The sequence below is a fragment of the Enterococcus sp. 6D12_DIV0197 genome, assembly GCF_002174385.1.
Classification (GTDB): domain Bacteria; phylum Bacillota; class Bacilli; order Lactobacillales; family Enterococcaceae; genus Enterococcus_D; species Enterococcus_D casseliflavus.
On the sequence record NZ_NIBN01000001.1, the window covers coordinates 3,050,208 to 3,065,333 of the forward strand.

General features: G+C 44.8%; 14 protein-coding genes. 4 read left to right on the forward strand and 10 right to left on the reverse strand.

Features of this window, described 5'->3' with window-relative positions; genetic code table 11:
* Positions 1-34 precede the first annotated feature (34 nt).
* Together A5867_RS14260 and A5867_RS14265 are read left to right on the forward strand one after the other, a co-directional pair.
* Positions 35-658 (forward strand): DapH/DapD/GlmU-related protein, encoded by a 624-nt coding sequence (locus tag A5867_RS14260; protein ID WP_005228606.1) that lies wholly within the window; start codon positions 35-37, stop codon positions 656-658.
* Between the two features lie 194 nt (positions 659-852).
* Positions 853-2,391: an AMP-binding protein gene (locus A5867_RS14265; RefSeq protein ID WP_087627859.1), complete on the forward strand. Its 1,539-nt coding sequence runs from the start codon at positions 853-855 to the stop codon at positions 2,389-2,391.
* A gap of 72 nt (positions 2,392-2,463) precedes the next feature.
* On the opposite strand, the gene menC is transcribed toward A5867_RS14265, so the two are convergent.
* Genes menC through menB form a run of 6 tightly spaced genes read right to left on the reverse strand, consistent with a single transcriptional unit; the run spans position 2,464 to position 9,804 of the window.
* Positions 2,464-3,591 (reverse strand): o-succinylbenzoate synthase, encoded by a 1,128-nt coding sequence (gene menC, locus A5867_RS14270; protein ID WP_087627860.1) that lies wholly within the window; start codon positions 3,589-3,591, stop codon positions 2,464-2,466.
* 15 nt (positions 3,592-3,606) lie between these two features.
* Complete coding sequence (gene menH, locus A5867_RS14275) at positions 3,607-4,446, reverse strand: 2-succinyl-6-hydroxy-2,4-cyclohexadiene-1-carboxylate synthase (protein WP_087627861.1); 840 nt, start codon at positions 4,444-4,446, stop codon at positions 3,607-3,609.
* Positions 4,443-6,155: a 2-succinyl-5-enolpyruvyl-6-hydroxy-3-cyclohexene-1-carboxylic-acid synthase gene (menD, locus tag A5867_RS14280; protein ID WP_087627862.1), complete on the reverse strand. Its 1,713-nt coding sequence runs from the start codon at positions 6,153-6,155 to the stop codon at positions 4,443-4,445. The genes menH and menD overlap by 4 nt, the downstream gene beginning before the upstream one ends.
* Positions 6,148-7,512, reverse strand: a complete 1,365-nt coding sequence (locus A5867_RS14285; RefSeq protein WP_087627863.1) for an isochorismate synthase — start codon at positions 7,510-7,512, stop codon at positions 6,148-6,150. Before A5867_RS14285 ends, menD begins: the two co-directional genes overlap by 8 nt.
* Positions 7,490-8,989, reverse strand: a complete 1,500-nt coding sequence (gene menE / locus A5867_RS14290; RefSeq protein WP_087627864.1) for an o-succinylbenzoate--CoA ligase — start codon at positions 8,987-8,989, stop codon at positions 7,490-7,492. Before menE ends, A5867_RS14285 begins: the two co-directional genes overlap by 23 nt.
* On the reverse strand, positions 8,989-9,804 hold the full coding sequence (gene menB, locus A5867_RS14295) for a 1,4-dihydroxy-2-naphthoyl-CoA synthase (RefSeq protein ID WP_005228595.1): 816 nt from the start codon (positions 9,802-9,804) through the stop codon (positions 8,989-8,991). Before menB ends, menE begins: the two co-directional genes overlap by 1 nt.
* Before the next feature lie 188 nt (positions 9,805-9,992).
* Here menB and A5867_RS14300 point away from each other — a divergent pair, with 188 nt between their 5' ends.
* Both A5867_RS14300 and A5867_RS14305 read left to right on the forward strand, forming a co-directional pair.
* Complete coding sequence (locus A5867_RS14300) at positions 9,993-10,361, forward strand: PaaI family thioesterase (RefSeq protein WP_005228593.1); 369 nt, start codon at positions 9,993-9,995, stop codon at positions 10,359-10,361.
* Between the two features lie 202 nt (positions 10,362-10,563).
* On the forward strand, positions 10,564-11,763 hold the full coding sequence (locus tag A5867_RS14305) for an AI-2E family transporter (RefSeq protein WP_087627865.1): 1,200 nt from the start codon (positions 10,564-10,566) through the stop codon (positions 11,761-11,763).
* Between the two features lie 45 nt (positions 11,764-11,808).
* Here the strand turns inward: A5867_RS14305 and A5867_RS14310 are convergent, their stop codons facing one another.
* The 4 genes from A5867_RS14310 to A5867_RS14325 are packed head-to-tail and all read right to left on the reverse strand — an operon-like array spanning position 11,809 to position 15,122.
* The gene (locus A5867_RS14310) at positions 11,809-12,753 is read right to left on the reverse strand and encodes an ROK family protein (protein WP_087627866.1); all 945 of its coding nucleotides are present in this window, start codon (positions 12,751-12,753) and stop codon (positions 11,809-11,811) included.
* Positions 12,754-12,758: 5 nt separating this feature from the next.
* Complete coding sequence (locus A5867_RS14315) at positions 12,759-13,913, reverse strand: helix-turn-helix transcriptional regulator (RefSeq protein ID WP_087627867.1); 1,155 nt, start codon at positions 13,911-13,913, stop codon at positions 12,759-12,761.
* Positions 13,914-13,932: 19 nt separating this feature from the next.
* Entirely contained in the window at positions 13,933-14,754 is an 822-nt protein-coding gene (locus A5867_RS14320; RefSeq protein ID WP_349290012.1) for an MFS transporter, read from the reverse strand.
* Positions 14,670-15,122 carry an MFS transporter gene (locus tag A5867_RS14325; RefSeq protein WP_087627869.1) on the reverse strand — a complete coding sequence of 151 codons (453 nt, stop codon included), beginning with the start codon at positions 15,120-15,122 and terminating at the stop codon, positions 14,670-14,672. Before A5867_RS14325 ends, A5867_RS14320 begins: the two co-directional genes overlap by 85 nt.
* Positions 15,123-15,126: the final 4 nt, after the last annotated feature.

A 15,126-nucleotide genomic window follows, 5' to 3' on the forward strand; every position in this document is an offset into this window, starting at 1 on the left:
AAATGATAGCAATACGCAAGAGAGGATGATTTCTATGCACCTATCGATCACAAATTTTCCAGATGAACAGCCGATCGTTGGCAAAGACTCGCAGCTTCAAGACACAACTTTAGGAGACTACGTCGAAATTGGCGAAGCCAATCACATTGATCATTCTTCCATCGGCAATTATACCTATACGGGGCAATATTGCTTTATTCAGAACAGTCAATTAGGACGTTTTATCAGTATCGCAGCGATGGTCCGCATCGGCCCTACCAATCATCCCTATGAACGCCCTAGTCAGCATCTTTTTGCCTATAATGGCGAAGGCTATGGATTTGCGCCAAAGGACGAGTTCTTCTTAGAAAAACGCAAAGCAAAAACGACCGTCATTGGCAATGATGTCTGGATCGGCCACGGTGCCGTGATCCAATCTGGTTTGACCGTCGGTGATGGTGCCGTGATCGCCTCAAACGCAGTCGTAACCAAAGATGTGCCGCCTTATGCGATCGTCGGCGGGGTTCCAGCAAAAGTGATCAAATACCGCTTTGATCCAGAAACGATCACTGCTTTGCAAGAAATCGCTTGGTGGAATTGGAATCGTGCAGAATTAAAAGCACGCTATTTAGACTTTCGCCTCCCAATCGAAGATTTTGTAGCAAAATACACTCGTTGATTATGCACTTTTTCCGCTTAGTACGAGGAATGAATGATAACACATCACAGTCATTCATTCTTCGAAAGTCTTTGTCCGGATGATTTTTTAGAAATAAATAAAAAACACAAAATATCTATTGTATCGAGGAATTCCTGTGCTAAAATGGAGAAATCAAATGAAGTTTTTCACGAACTTTTAAAGGAGTGTTCTATTTGTCCATTTTAGACTATCGTCCATTGAATCTATACACCAATTATCGCGAAGCTGCTGAGACGTTCCCTGACACCCCCATCATCCATGATGAAGTGTTGCCAGCATTTCCTGAGCTTGGCTATCGTAGTACCTACCGTTCGAGCCATGAAATGATTTTAAAGCGTGCTTATCAACTTGCCTCACTTGGCGTGCAAGCAGGAGATAAAATCATTCTGTATAAATCTTCAAAATTCGATACGTATTTGTTAGCAACGGCTGCTTCTTACCTTGGTGCCGTTCCTGCTATGATCTCCTATCATTTTCCTGCTGAAACCATCGAAGTGTTTGTGGATCGCTTAGAAGATCCTTACATCTTATTTGATGAAGAAACCGAAGGCCGCGTCGCACAAGTGAAAAATAGCAGTACTGACAAACAGATCGCTGTTCGCCATTTGCTGCAGCAGCCAGCGGAACCAGTGGAACAAACTGAATTACCGGTGGATCAAATTTCCTATATGACCCATACTTCTGGAACGACGGGTATTCCAAAATTGATTTGTCATTCAGCAAACTCCATGGGCTGGCGGACAAAATGGCAAAAAACGATCTTCACCAAGATCGATCGCACCAAAGCTGACTCTGATTTAATTGCGTTCCATATTTCACCGGTGCACTCCCGCTTCAATATCGGTATCTCCTCCTTGATGGCGATGGGCTTCCCGATGATGCCATTAGCCAATGCCAACGGCGCTCATGTCGTAGGCATGTTAAAAGAATACCCACCGATTGCTTTGGAAACTCATCCAAACAATTTTGTCCAATGGAGCTTTGTGGCAAAAGAACAACCAGATGCTTTTGCCAATATTCGTTACTATCACTCAACCTTTGATGCCATCAACAATCAAACAATGGCGACTTTTTTAAATACTTCAGCAACAAAAGAAGCACTCTTTTTACAAGTCTATGGCCAAAGTGAATGCGGGCCAATGATCCTAAAAGCACATACCTTAGAAAGCATCGCTACCAACGATGCCCGTGATATGGGTGTCGGTCTGGAGGACTTAACGAGAGCGCGGATCGCCGATGCCGAGGGCAACGAGCTGCCAGCCAATACCGATGGGCACATCCATTTCCTTTCAAAAGGACGCGCGTTGACCTATTATAAAGAAGATCAGCGTTTTGCTGACAATGTCTATGGCGCTTGGTGGGACAGTGGTGATTACGGCATGATGGATGATCAGGGACATCTTTACTTAAAAGACCGTCAAGTGGACTTGATCAAAAATATTGAAAGCAATCTTGCCTTGGAAGACCTTTTGCTGGATCATTTAGACTTCCTTGCCGAAGTCGTGATCGTTCGCGACAAAGAAAACTCACCGCAACCAATCATTGCTTTAGCACCAAATCGTCAAATGGATTGGGATGCTTGGTGGAAAATGGTGGAAGATCTCCCTCACCTCAATCAGCCAATTTTACGCGACTACGAAGATATCCCACGAACAGCAACCATGAAAGTCCAACGACTACAAATTGAAAAAGAATTCAAAAATGTAGAATAACGCAAAAGAAACGGCCAGCAGATTTCCCTGCTGGCCATTTCTTTTGCTTTCGCTGTTTTTTCTTTGATGATGTTATTCTTTCGCTGATCGTTTTCTTGAGTAGATACATTCTTTAAGTTGCCCATATTGACTTAGCTTTGTTTCTGCTAGCGTGATGCCAAAGCCCTTTCCATCAGGTACCAGCAGCTTGCCTTCATGCAAAGTTGCAGGCTGTGTAATGACATCATCATAAAAGTAACGATCAGAAGCGGAAAGATCCCCAGGAAAATGGAAAATATCTTGACTCGCAAATTGCAAATTCATGGCTCGTCCCACACCAGACTCAAACATGCCGCCTAACCAAACGAGTAGTCCATGGGTTTGACATCGATCAAGGATTCGCAAGGCTTCGGTGATCCCACCGACACGGGGGATTTTCAGGTTGATCGCACGGCAGCTGTCCAGGGCTGCGACGGTATCGACGTCTTCTGCCGTTCGAATATCTTCATCCAAACATAGAGGCGTCTTCATCTGCCGCTGTAGCTGACTGTGCCCCACCAGATCTCGTACCTTAAGTGGTTGCTCGATCATCACCAAGCCTAAGTCATCAAGTGCCAAAATGCGTTCTGGCTCACTCTGATAGGCTCCGTTTGCATCTGCCATCAAAAGCAATTCTGGAAAGGCTTGTCGAATCGCTCGCAAGGGTACCAGATCTTGCCCAGGCTTGATTTTTAATTTGATTCGTTGATACCCTTGGGCGACATAATCGGCAACAAGAGCCACTAGTTTTTCGACAGAGTCTTGTATGCCAAGACTAACGCCAACAGCGACACTCGGTCGGGTTGCGGTATAAAGCTCTTTCACACTTTGATGCGTTTGCTTGCCATATAGATCCCAAATCGCTGTTTCCAAAGCCGATTTTGCCATGTAGTTTCCTTGGACCGTTTGAAACAGCTGCCAAACTTCTTGCGGATGCTCGATCTCTTGGTCAATCAATAATGGGATCAGTGCTGTTTCAATCACTTGTCGAGCAGAAAAGAGGGTTTCTTCAATGTAATCTGGCTGCTCAAAAGCGACCAATTCACCGATGCCCACCATTCCCTCCTCTGCCGTCACCAAATAAAGATCAAAAGCTTTTTCTGTTAATTGTCCATAACTTGTCACAAAGGGTTGTTTGAGGGGCAAGCGACAGGCGATGCGTTCAATTTTTTCAATCTTCATTGCGTTCTCTCCTTGTCAATCAGCTGACTGTGGCCCCGATCCTTTTACAAACCATTGATCGATTTCATGACGAACCTGTGTCGGCTGTTCTAAATGGATACAATGTCCAGCATTAGCAACGACTTTGATGGTCATCTCTGGTTGCAGCTGCTTCATTTGGTGGGCGATTTTACGAAACTTTACATCTTTTTCCCCCACTAAATAAAGAATTTCACAAGCTAGCTGCGGAAGTGCCGACCAACAGCTTGGCTGTTTGCCAGTACCACCGTAAACCAAGCTTACTGCCAAGCCAAATTTGTTTTGCTGCAAGCGTCCTTGCCGTACAGCAGCCTGCTGCGCTAAAGGTAGCTCCTTTTGACTAGCAAACAACGGCAGTTCTTGCCAGTAATCGACAAAATCGACCAAAGGCTCCCTTAGTAAGCGCAACGCTAAGCGACGATCGTGCCGCTGACGAGCGAGTCGTTCTGCTGGATCAGCTAACCCGGGTGAACCACTCTCAAGCAAAAGATGGGTCACTGCCGTTGGTTCCATGACCGCCCAGACAAGTGCGATTCGCGCCCCCATCGAGTAGCCATACAGGCCATAACGTTCAATCCCTAACTTCGCTAAAAGGTGTGCGAGATCCTCCACCAGTAAAGGAAGTTCATAACGCATGGGATGGACATAAATCGATGAGCGTCCATGTCCAATCAAATCGATTGCCAATACATTGTAAGAACCTTCCTCTGCAAAAACCGGTCGAAAGCTTTCCGAAGAACCCGTGAAGCCATGCAATGCCACAAGGGTTGGTAAGGATGATCGATACGGCTGCAGCCACTGATAAAAATAACTGACGCCATTTATCGTGTCCTTCATTGCTGCGCTCCTGCCTCGCTAAACTGCTGTTGGAGTGCTTGCCAAGTGTTGACCGGATCTTTTTGCTCACCCTTCACTTCGATTATTTGAAAGCGCGGCTGTTGACTTGTTTCCGTTAAAATCGTTTGAAACTCTAGCAAAGAGGTCGGTGTGTGCCAATCTGCCTCATATAAGGCCGCCACTTTTTGAAACTCAAGATCTAACGGAGTACCAAAGAGCGGGACAAAGTCGTTTGGTTCTAAGGTGTTTTGTGACAAAAAGGAAAAGATCCCACCACCATTATTATTCAGTAAAATGATCGTTACGGGCAATTGATACTGGCGCAGTAGTTGTAGGCCGTTCATATCGTGGTACAACGCTAAATCACCAATCAACAAGTAGGTAGGCTTTTGACTGGCGAAAGCAATCCCAGCCACGGTCGAGACAAGGCCGTCGATCCCATTGACGCCCCGGTTTCCATACACTCGATAAGTGGAGGAAGTTTTGCTGCCGTAGCGATCAAAGAAACGGATCGCATTGCTGTTTGCCAAAAGAATTTGCGCTTCTTCGGGCAAACATTGTTGAAGCAAGCGCACAGCGCTGCTCTCATCCCATTGTTGCAACTGGGGACTTGCAGCAATCACCTGATCTGCCCGCGCTTGAAGTGCTTGCCATTGTTGTTGCCACGCCGTATGTTTGACGATCGGCAACTGGGTGATGGCCGCCACGAAAGTGCTGATCGCTGCTTCGATCAAATAGTTTGCCCGATGCAGCTGATCTTGCCACTGCCCCGATGGATCAACAAAGAGCCACGTCGTCGTATCGGCTGCTTTGTTCAACCATAATAGGACATTTTTAGTGACTGGTAAGCGACCAAAACGCACGACCACTTCTGGTTGGAAGGCAGAAGTCAATTGTGGGAAAACAAGATCGGCTTGACTGATAAATGTTCCTACTTTGGTACCGGCTGTCGCCAGATTGGTCAATGGATCGCCGACGATCGGCCAGCCTAATTTCTCCGAAAAAGCCAGCAACTGCTGCGCTTCTTCGATCGTAAGGCTTTCTCCAGCAATCAGAATACCTTTTTTATCAAAGTAAGGGGCTAGCTGGGTGATCATCTCTGCTGACAGCTCTTGTTGTGGTGCCAGATAGCTCACGTCTTGCTGCATACTGCATTGGCGACTAAAGTCAGGCAACAGCGGCTCCCGTAATGGAAAGTTGATTTGGACAGGGCCTTTCGGCTGTTTTTGCGCTTCGATCGTGCAAGTTGTAGCTTGCCAAAAACTATAACGCAACAAAGCAGGATCGTTTTCTGGCACCGTCATCTCTACCATCTTTTTGACATGAGAGGCATACAAATTCTGTTGATCCATTGCCTGTGGCGCCCCAACGCCCCGCAGTTCTGGTGGACGATCAGCCGTTAAGACGATCAGTGGCAAGTTGGTAGCTTCTGCTTCACAAACAGCTGGATAATAATTGGCTGCTGCAGTTCCAGAAGTACACAGTAAGATCGTTGGCTGGAGATCAACTTTGGACATCCCTAAAGCAAAAAAAGCAGCCGAACGTTCATCGACAGCCACCGTACAGGTGATCTCAGGATCACGATGCAATAGTAGCGCCAATGGCGTGGAGCGTGAACCGGGACTAATGACTGCTCGCTTCGCACCCGCTGCTTTTAATCCTTGGATCGCCGCTAGTAAATAGTCTGTCATGACTGTCTGGTTATTCATCTCCTAAGATCCCTCTCCTCATCGGTTGAAATTTTAACCGTGTTTCTTGACGTTCGGATTCCGCATCTGAATCGGCAACGATCCCACAGCCCGCATACAGCGTTGCTTGATTGCCGCTAAAGAATCCTGAGCGGATCGCCACAGCAAACTCGCCAATATCTTCTTGAATACCCAACCAACCGATCGGTCCACCGTACATCCCTCTGCTGGCTGGTTCATGGGTACGAATCCATGAGACGGCTGCTTCTTTCGGTTCTCCCCCCAATGCTGGGGTCGGGTGTAGTTTTTGCACGGCGGTCAGAAAGTTGACTCCTGCCTTTCTTTGCCCTGCTAAAGGAACAAACAAATGCTGAATGTCACGATTTTTGATCACGGAACGGGCTTCTGATTGAAAGCCGTCAGCTAACAAAGTGGCCAATGCCGTTTCTAAGCGATCGACAACTACTTGATGTTCATGGGTATTTTTTGCGTCCGCTAAAAGGGCTTGTGCCAGTGCCTCATCTTCTTCTTTGGTTTTGCCTCTTGGTGCGGAACCTGCGATACTCACCGTTTCAAACTGATCGACAGTCGCTTTTAGCAAGCGTTCTGGCGTCGCACCAGCAAAAACATGGCCCCCATGTTCGATGGCAAAAAGATAGGTTTTCGGCTGCTGTTGCGCCAACCGTTGCAACACCGCTGCACTAATGATCGACTGCTTCGTTTCTACCTTCATTCGTCTTGCCAGAACCACTTTTTTCAACGGTGTTTCAGTTGAGCGAATGGCTGCCACTGTCTCTTCGACCGCTTGCAGCCATTGGGGCACATCTAGTTCCTCTTGTGCCTGAAAAGCAGGCGTTTCTGCTACAAGACTCTTGTCCGAATTGGCCTTCAACCAGCTTGCGACTTTTTCCTGTAAGGCAGCGACTTTTTGTTGTCGTTGTTCCTCGGAAGAAGCGGCTACTGTATAAACGACGCCACACTGATCTCCAGTTTTGCTGACCAGTATTTCTGGCAACGCAAAGAGACCAGCACCTAGCTCAGCCCAATCCTGACTGACTTCTGCCTGTTCATCAAAAGCAAAGCCGCCAACTAACTGCGCCTGAAAAGGTGCCTCTGGTTGATAGTGGGCTTGCTTTAAGAGAGAGCGGACTTCTGAAAAGTCTGCAAGTTTGGGTTGCGAAAAAGTGGCTAACCAACCCAACCCTACTATACTGGTCGTTTCATCAGGGGTACGCCAGAAGTAGCGTTCCCCTCGATATTCTTGTGCCGCTGCATAAAGAGCCAGTAAGTCACACCTTTCTATAGGTTGATACTCACTCAAATAGGTTTTCCCGGCAGCGATCGCTGCCTCATAATTACTTGTTGATTTGCTGTTCAATGTAGTTCACTCTTTCTTCACTCAGCAATAGCCTTTTTAAAACTTTACCGCTTGCTGTGCGCGGCATTTCTCGCACGTGATAAAAGCGGCGCGGAAATTTATAATGGGCGATCTGCCCTTCTAACGTATCCAATAAAGCTTGGAAGTGGATCGGTTGATTTAACGTTAAATAAGCCGCGACAGATTGTCCCCACTCCTCGTCTGGTTCCCCCACCACAGCTGCCTCTTTGACCGCTGGATGCTGCAACAAGGCTTGCTCCACTTCTGCGGGATAGATGTTTTCTCCACCAGATATGATCAGTTCGCTTGCACGACTGACTACATACAAAAAGCCCTCTTGATCAAGATAACCTAGATCTCCTGTGGCAAACCAGCCCTCTTGGTCCCACTGCTGTGGACTGCGATCGTTCAAGTAACGAGTCGTGATCGCAGGTCCTTGCAGTTGGATCTCTCCGATCGGCTGGGTATTTTCAGCAGTCTGGTGGTCTGCCATTTTCCCATCAGTCGCAATTCGTAAATGGACACCTTGTAGGGGAACCCCAGAGGCGCCGATTTTTTCAGAAGCTTTTTCTGGCGGCAATGCCACCACTTGTGAACAGGTTTCTGTCATCCCATAGGATTGAATCACAGAAAGCTGATTTTGCTGGCATTTTTCCAATACACTTTTGGCAATCGGACCGCCGCCTAGCAGGATATAACGCAACGAATCAAAGCCTTGTTGGGGCACCAAGGGCAGCAAATCTGTCAACATTTTTGCCACCAAAGAAACGATCGTCCCTTTCCCTGCTTCAAGGTCTTTTGCCATTTCTTCAGCATCAAAGCGCTCATATAAACGAACACTCATCCCAAGTCGCAAGGACCGTAAGAGAATTGATAACCCACTGATATGATACAGCGGAACTGCACAAAGCCAACAATCCTCGCTAGCGATGGCTAAGTTTTTTTGAGTCGCTTCGGCACTTGCTAGATGATTCCCAAAGGTTTGGGGCACACCCTTGGGATTGCCAGTCGTACCAGATGTATACATAATTGAAGCCACTTGCTCTGCTTGATAGATTGCTTCATTAGGAACAAACGAAGGAACAACAGAACCAACAAAAGCCTCCGCCTGTTTGATCGCTTGTCCAAAGGTCAAGCTGCGAACACCCGAAATCGCAGCCTGATCCGCCGTGATCACCCAGTCGCAGTGGGCATCTTGCAATTGGAAGGAGATTTCAGCGGCTGTCAATCGCGTATTCAGCAGCTGAACTTCGATCCCCAACTCCCATAACGCAAGGATCGTAAAGACCATTTCAGGGGAGTTATTGCTAAAAAGAGCTACCCGGTTTGGCTGATCAACGAATTGGGCTTGATAATAAGCAGCGTAAGCATAAACCTCTTTTTGCAAGGCAGCAAACGACCAGCTTTTTTCATGCCAATAAAAAGCTGGTCGTTCTGGATGAAGTTGTGCTTGCCTTTGCAGCCAACTCCCAGTCATTATGGGAATTTAGGGAATTGGTCGAAGTCTGGTTGACGTTTTTCTTTAAACGCGTCACGACCTTCTTTGGCTTCATCCATCGTGTAATACAATAAGGTCGCATCGCCAGCTAATTGCTGAATGCCAGCTAATCCGTCCGTATCGGCGTTCATTGATGCTTTGATCATGCGTAACGCCAACGGGCTCTTTTGCAGCATCGTTTCTGCCCATTCCATCGTTTCATCTTCTACTCGATCAAGAGGAACGACTGTATTGATCCAGTTCATCGCCAATGCTTCTTCGGCGGTATATTGTTTTGTCATGAACCAAACTTCCTTGGCTTTTTTATGACCGATTGTCCGTGCAAGATAGCCCGAACCATAGCCACCATCAAAACTACCGACATTTGGTCCAGTTTGACCAAATTTAGCGTTGTCAGCGGCGATCGTTAAATCACAAACCAATTGTAAAACATTTCCGCCGCCGATCGACCAGCCTTTGACCATGGCGATCACCGGTTTTGGTAACGTGCGAATCAAGCGTTGCAGATCCAATACGTTTAAGCGAGGAACCTGATCTTCCCCAACATAGCCACCGTGTCCACGGACTTTTTGGTCTCCGCCTGAACAAAAGGCTTTATCGCCGGCGCCTGTCAAGATAATCACGCCGATGCCTGGTTCATCGCGACTGATCGAAAATGCATCAATCATTTCAAACACCGTTTTTGGTGTAAACGCATTGTGGACTTCTGGGCGGTTAATCGTGATTTTCGCCACTTTTCCATGTTGTTCAAACAAAATTTCATCGTACTCTTTTAAGGTTTTCCATTCTCTCATTACTTGTTCCTCCTCAATTCACATAGCTCTATTATACACATATCTGGTCGCTTTTCGTTAGAAATTGCTTTGGTTAAGGGAATTTCTTAAGACTTCTCCCCCTGTTGCCGACTTTCTGAGATCTTCGGCTATTTCTACCAAAACTCGTGCTATAATCATGGTAACTTTCTTAGAAAAAGGAGCAAAAAATGAATTTACTGGAAGCCTTAGAAATCGAAGTAGAAGCAGCAACAGCCGATTTTGTTCGTTTACGGATGCCGATCAAAGCGCAGCACAAACAGCCTTTTGGTCTCGTTCACGGTGGCATTAACGGTGTTTTGATCGAGACCGCCTGCAGCATCGGTGCCAATCAAGCTTTGGCTCAAGAAGAGGCCTTTGCCGCCGGCGTTGACCTGCAAGTCAACCATCTAGCCGCCGCCCAAGAAGGAACCCTGATTGTAGAAGCTAGTCCTGATCGCATCGGCGCTCGTATCCAAACTTGGCAAGCCACTATTTGGTTAGCTAGCGGGTTAAAAACTGCCGTTGGGCGCTGCACTTTAACGACTGTGCGCAAATAATCCTTTACGCTCCTGCATTGTGCTCACGGGAGCGTTTTTTGGTCTGTTTTGAAGAAAGAGGTCACCAGTCAACGCCTTATTAAAGATATTCTTTCATTATAAAGATATTGAGAATGTGAGCGTGGTTTTTTCGAAAGGTACGTTGTTTTTTTACAGAATAGGGGTCTTTCGTTATAATGTAGCTAAGAAAGCGAGGCTTATTATGAAAAATAACCGATTGATCCACTTTTTAGGCGGCAAAACAAGCTATTATGTCTTAGGACTGATTATCTTGTCGGCAGTTGCTGTCTTTTTGCTAAATCAGATTTCTTTTTTATTTACACCCTTTTCAGCCATTCTTACAGCTATTATCCCACCCTTTTTATTTGGGCTGATCCTTTACTATCTGTTTAATCCGGTGGTCGATAAATTGGAAACGAAAAAAATTCCCCGCAGTGCTTCGATTGCTGGGATCTATCTGTTGATTCTTTTGTTGATCGTCTTTGCTGGTTTCCAGCTTTATCCGATTTTGGAGCAGCAAACCACCGATCTGATCAATAGCTTACCAAGTTTGGTCAGTGACTTTGAGAAAAACGCGACCGCCTTTTTAGAAAATACCCCATTTCAAGATGAGATGGCACAAATTACAGACACACTACAAAATATCACCAGTAATATCATGAGTTTTATTGGAGACTATTGGCAAACTGGTGCCGCTGGGCTCAGCAGTTTGTTTTCAACCATTTCGACCTTGTTCATTGCTTTGTTTACTGGACCGATCATTGCCTTTTTCTTATTGCGTAACCCAAACAAGTTTTATTTTTCGGTCCTCTCATTAGTGCCACCACGTTTTCGCAAAGACTTTAATGAAATCGTCAAGATCTCTGACTTACAAGTCGGTGCCTTTTTGAAAGGACAAATCATTTCATCCTTGATTTTAGGGGCGATCTATTGGGTCGTTTTTCTCTTGATCGGCCTAGAGTATGCCAGTATTCTGGCGATCGCTGCTGGTCTGCTTTGCATCATCCCCTATATCGGACCTTTTATCGTCTTTTTCCCGGGGCTTTTCATTGCCGCACAAGACTCCACTGGGATGTTGGTTAAGTTTTTGATTGCTTGGTTTGCTGTACAGCTGCTTCATGGCGATTTAGTCGTGCCCCGTGTGATGGGTGACCGATTGAAAATCCATCCTATTACGATTCTGGTTGTTTTATTAGTGATGGGTGATTTGATGGGGATCGTTGGGGTGATTTTCGGAATCCCGATTTATTGTCTGCTAAAAGTTCTTGTCGTTTACGTGTTCCGCAAATTCAAGCAGCGCTACAACCGCTATTACGGTCAAGAGGGCAAATACTTCCACAGTGCCTTCACTAGCAAAGATTACCTAGGTGACGAAGACAAAGACACCAAGAAAAAAGCCTAAAAAACTGCCGCGAATCGTTGGTTCGCGGCAGTTTTTTTGTCTATTTTATTTCATCTCATGTTCCAAAAAGAAATGATAGAGCGCCCCTAATAAATTGGCGTCATTTTGAAATTTGCAGGCTTGGATATCCGGCTTCGTCAAGGTCTGCTGCAAAATCGGTAAACTAGCCAGCAGTTGCTGATACTGACGGTCGATTTCTTCCACCACGATCGCTTGGGCACTGATGCCACCACCAATCACGAAGCGCTCTAAGTCAATCACGGCTTGAACATTGAGTATGACACACGCGATTTCTCGGCAATACGCTGTAAACAGTGCCCAGACCTGTGGCTCTTTTTGATTGATAGCGTCAAAAACTGCTTCACCATCAGCAAGATCAGCTAAGCCTAGCAGTTGGGCGCTGCGACGGATCATGGCGACCGCTGAACCGCTAAAACCTGCCAATTGCTGCAGGGTCAATCCCTGATTATTTGGTTGCTCAGCGTTTTCTGGAGCATCGCTTCTCTTAGTGGCATTTAGTAGAAAACTTAATTCCCCTGCTTGAAAATGTGCACCTTGGATCAGTTTTCCTTCAACGATCACACCACCGCCCAAACCAGTACCTAATGTTATGGCAGCCCCATTTTGAATCCCTTTAAGGTTTCCTAGCCACCATTCAGCTAATGCGGCTGCTTTGCCATCGTTGGTCACAGCAAGCGGCACTTGATACTTTGCCAGCAGCTGTTTTAAGGAGACTCCATCTAAAAAAGGCAATGCCCCGCCAAACGAGATCGTCCCTGTCTCTGGGTTGACTTTTCCTGGAGTACTAACAGCAATGCCCCGAATGCTTCCATGAACGTCTTCAACGATCGTTTCAATCCCTGTCAGAAATTCCGTAAGATTTTTCGGCGTATCCATCCGTCCTCGTGTCACAATATTCCCCGAGCGATCAACGACAGCCGATTTGATTTTCGTGCCGCCGATGTCGATGCTTAAATAGTTGGTTATCATAAATTTTATCCTTCCTGCGCCCCATATTTTAAACGATATTGATTTGGGGTCATCTGAAAATGAAGTTTGAACAAATGGCCAAAGTGACTTTGGCTAGAAAAAGATAAATAATTCGCGATTTCATGAATCTCATATTGAGAGTAACATAGCAGATTAGCCGCTACAAGAAGCTTTTCTTTTACAATAAACTGATGGACCGTAATCCCTGTCTCTTTTTTAAAAACAGTTGAAAGATAGGACGCCGTAGTATTTAGTTCCCTTGCTATGCTGCCTAGCGTTACCTTTTCATGCATTCTTTTGAAGATACTATTTTTTGCTCTTAAAACAAGAGGATTTTCGCTTTTATTCTGTTTATTCTCAGCCACTAATTCAGTAAAGTGAATTTCTGCATTTCGAACGATCGAATATATCTCATTTTCTGTCGCAGCTTCATCGATACTTAAAATATAGCTATCACTTAGTAAAAAAGCTTTTTCTGGGTGTAAGCCTCCTTCAATTGCTGACCTTGTGGATATAGCAAGAACAACAATCCCCAAATTCTTAAGAGAGCGAAGCTTGTTTTTAGATAGCCTGGCTAATTTTCCTGCATAATTTTCTTTGAAACTCATCATCAAACGATCCACATTGCCTTCTCGAATACTGCCTTGTTCACGCAGTTCTTGTGCATATGGATTGTGCAGTGTTTGCTCCTCGTGATAGCGAAAATGAGTATCAATTACTTTCTTTCCTTGATGACTCAAAAACTGACTGTCTGTTTTCATACTCATTAAAAAATCATGTTTCGTCAATTTGACACCAGTTAATACGGTGTAAACTAAAAGCCCAGAATCTAACAAAAGAGACCAATCAGATTCTATATAAACTTTTCTTTGTTTTTGATCTGGATCTGCTTGGACTGTACCTAGCAGATAGATACACTTCTTTGCATCATTTTCAATCAGAAAAATCGTTTGATCATTATGACTATACAGATACAGTGGATAATCAAGCTGTTCACGTTTCTCATTAAACCCAGCAATCGTTCGCAAATCATATAGAAACGAGTCGGGATAAGCATTAAACTCTCCGAAAACACGCTTCAATTTAAAGGAAGCATCATATTCACGAACCGGATAAGAAAGTACTTTCGATAGATAGTCCATCAACAGATCTAGTTCCATTGTCTTGCTTCCCCTTTGCTTAATCGATTACTAAAGAATGCTTCTCACTTTTTAAATGTCTAATCAAAAACAGACAAGCCATCACCACATAGATCACTCCACCAATTGTAAAAGAAAACGACGTTTGGTCATTTCCAAATAGTTCTCCCAACCATTGTAACACGTATGGAGAAATGAATGAGCCAAGATTACAAGCTACCATTGCTAAAGAGACAGCAAGATTGGTTGAATGCTCAGGTGCACCTGGTAGTAAGATGTCGTACATGTAAGGAACAAATAATCCAACAACTAGAAACGTAAAAATCAAAACGATCGTTAGGATCAACATATTCTGAGCATAAGGAATAAAGAAATACGTCCCTGCAACAAACAATAATGCTACGATGGGAGTATATGCTTTTAGCATGTTTCTGACTTGACTATATGCAAATCCCGTCAATGCTCCTACTAAACTCGCAATTGTTAGTGCTGTACCTAAAAAACCTTGATTGGCATAATTTTGTTCAACGATCAATGTACTCGTCTTTGTATAGATAGTCATAATCAAAATAAAAAAGACAAACATCATGGAGCAACAAAAAAAAACTAATTTATTAATCCTTTGCGTAATCACTTGAGAGGCTGCCTCATTTTGATTCAATAACGTATGCCGTGACCGATCTTGTGGAAGAAAGAAAAAAACAAATAGTAAAATCGGCAGAACTAAGAAATAGACACTATAAGCATAATGCCATGAAATATTGACCAAGATTCCTGCTAAAAAGGTGGCAAACTGGATCCCAAGGTTGAAAACGCTGTCTGGTAACCCAACATTTTTTGCTGTTCTTCTCCCGAAAAATATTCTCCAATAAGCCCAATAGCAAGAGAGTTGTAGATCCCTGTTCCAGCACCTAATACAAAACGAGAAAGATATATGATCGTAAAATTAGAAACAAATACGGGGATGATTCCTCCGACAAAAGCCAAAAGCAGCCCTAACAAGACGGTGTTCTTCTTTCCAATCGCTTTGATGATAAAAGTACTTAGTAAAATGAATACCATCATAGTAAACGAAGGAATTGTTACTAAAGATTCCACTGTGGCCGATTGAATATCCGGAAATTGATTTTTTATCATTGGTAAAGTAACTGCAATCGCACTGGCGGCACTAATCATCAAAGAGATACTGAGAATGGTTAATTTTAATAATCCACTTTTAGACTGCTTCATCTTT

Coding starts and splice junctions, on each gene's coding strand:
- A5867_RS14260 (WP_005228606.1), top strand. CDS start 35: ATGCACCTATCGATCACAAATTTTCCAGATGAACAGCCGATCGTTGGC.
- menC (WP_087627860.1), bottom strand. CDS start 3,591: ATGAAGATTGAAAAAATTGAACGCATCGCCTGTCGCTTGCCCCTCAAA.
- menH (WP_087627861.1), bottom strand. CDS start 4,446: ATGAAGGACACGATAAATGGCGTCAGTTATTTTTATCAGTGGCTGCAG.
- menD (WP_087627862.1), bottom strand. CDS start 6,155: ATGAATAACCAGACAGTCATGACAGACTATTTACTAGCGGCGATCCAA.
- menE (WP_087627864.1), bottom strand. CDS start 8,989: ATGACTGGGAGTTGGCTGCAAAGGCAAGCACAACTTCATCCAGAACGA.
- menB (WP_005228595.1), bottom strand. CDS start 9,804: ATGAGAGAATGGAAAACCTTAAAAGAGTACGATGAAATTTTGTTTGAA.
- A5867_RS14300 (WP_005228593.1), top strand. CDS start 9,993: ATGAATTTACTGGAAGCCTTAGAAATCGAAGTAGAAGCAGCAACAGCC.
- A5867_RS14305 (WP_087627865.1), top strand. CDS start 10,564: ATGAAAAATAACCGATTGATCCACTTTTTAGGCGGCAAAACAAGCTAT.
- A5867_RS14310 (WP_087627866.1), bottom strand. CDS start 12,753: ATGATAACCAACTATTTAAGCATCGACATCGGCGGCACGAAAATCAAA.
- A5867_RS14315 (WP_087627867.1), bottom strand. CDS start 13,913: ATGGAACTAGATCTGTTGATGGACTATCTATCGAAAGTACTTTCTTAT.
- A5867_RS14325 (WP_087627869.1), bottom strand. CDS start 15,122: ATGAAGCAGTCTAAAAGTGGATTATTAAAATTAACCATTCTCAGTATC.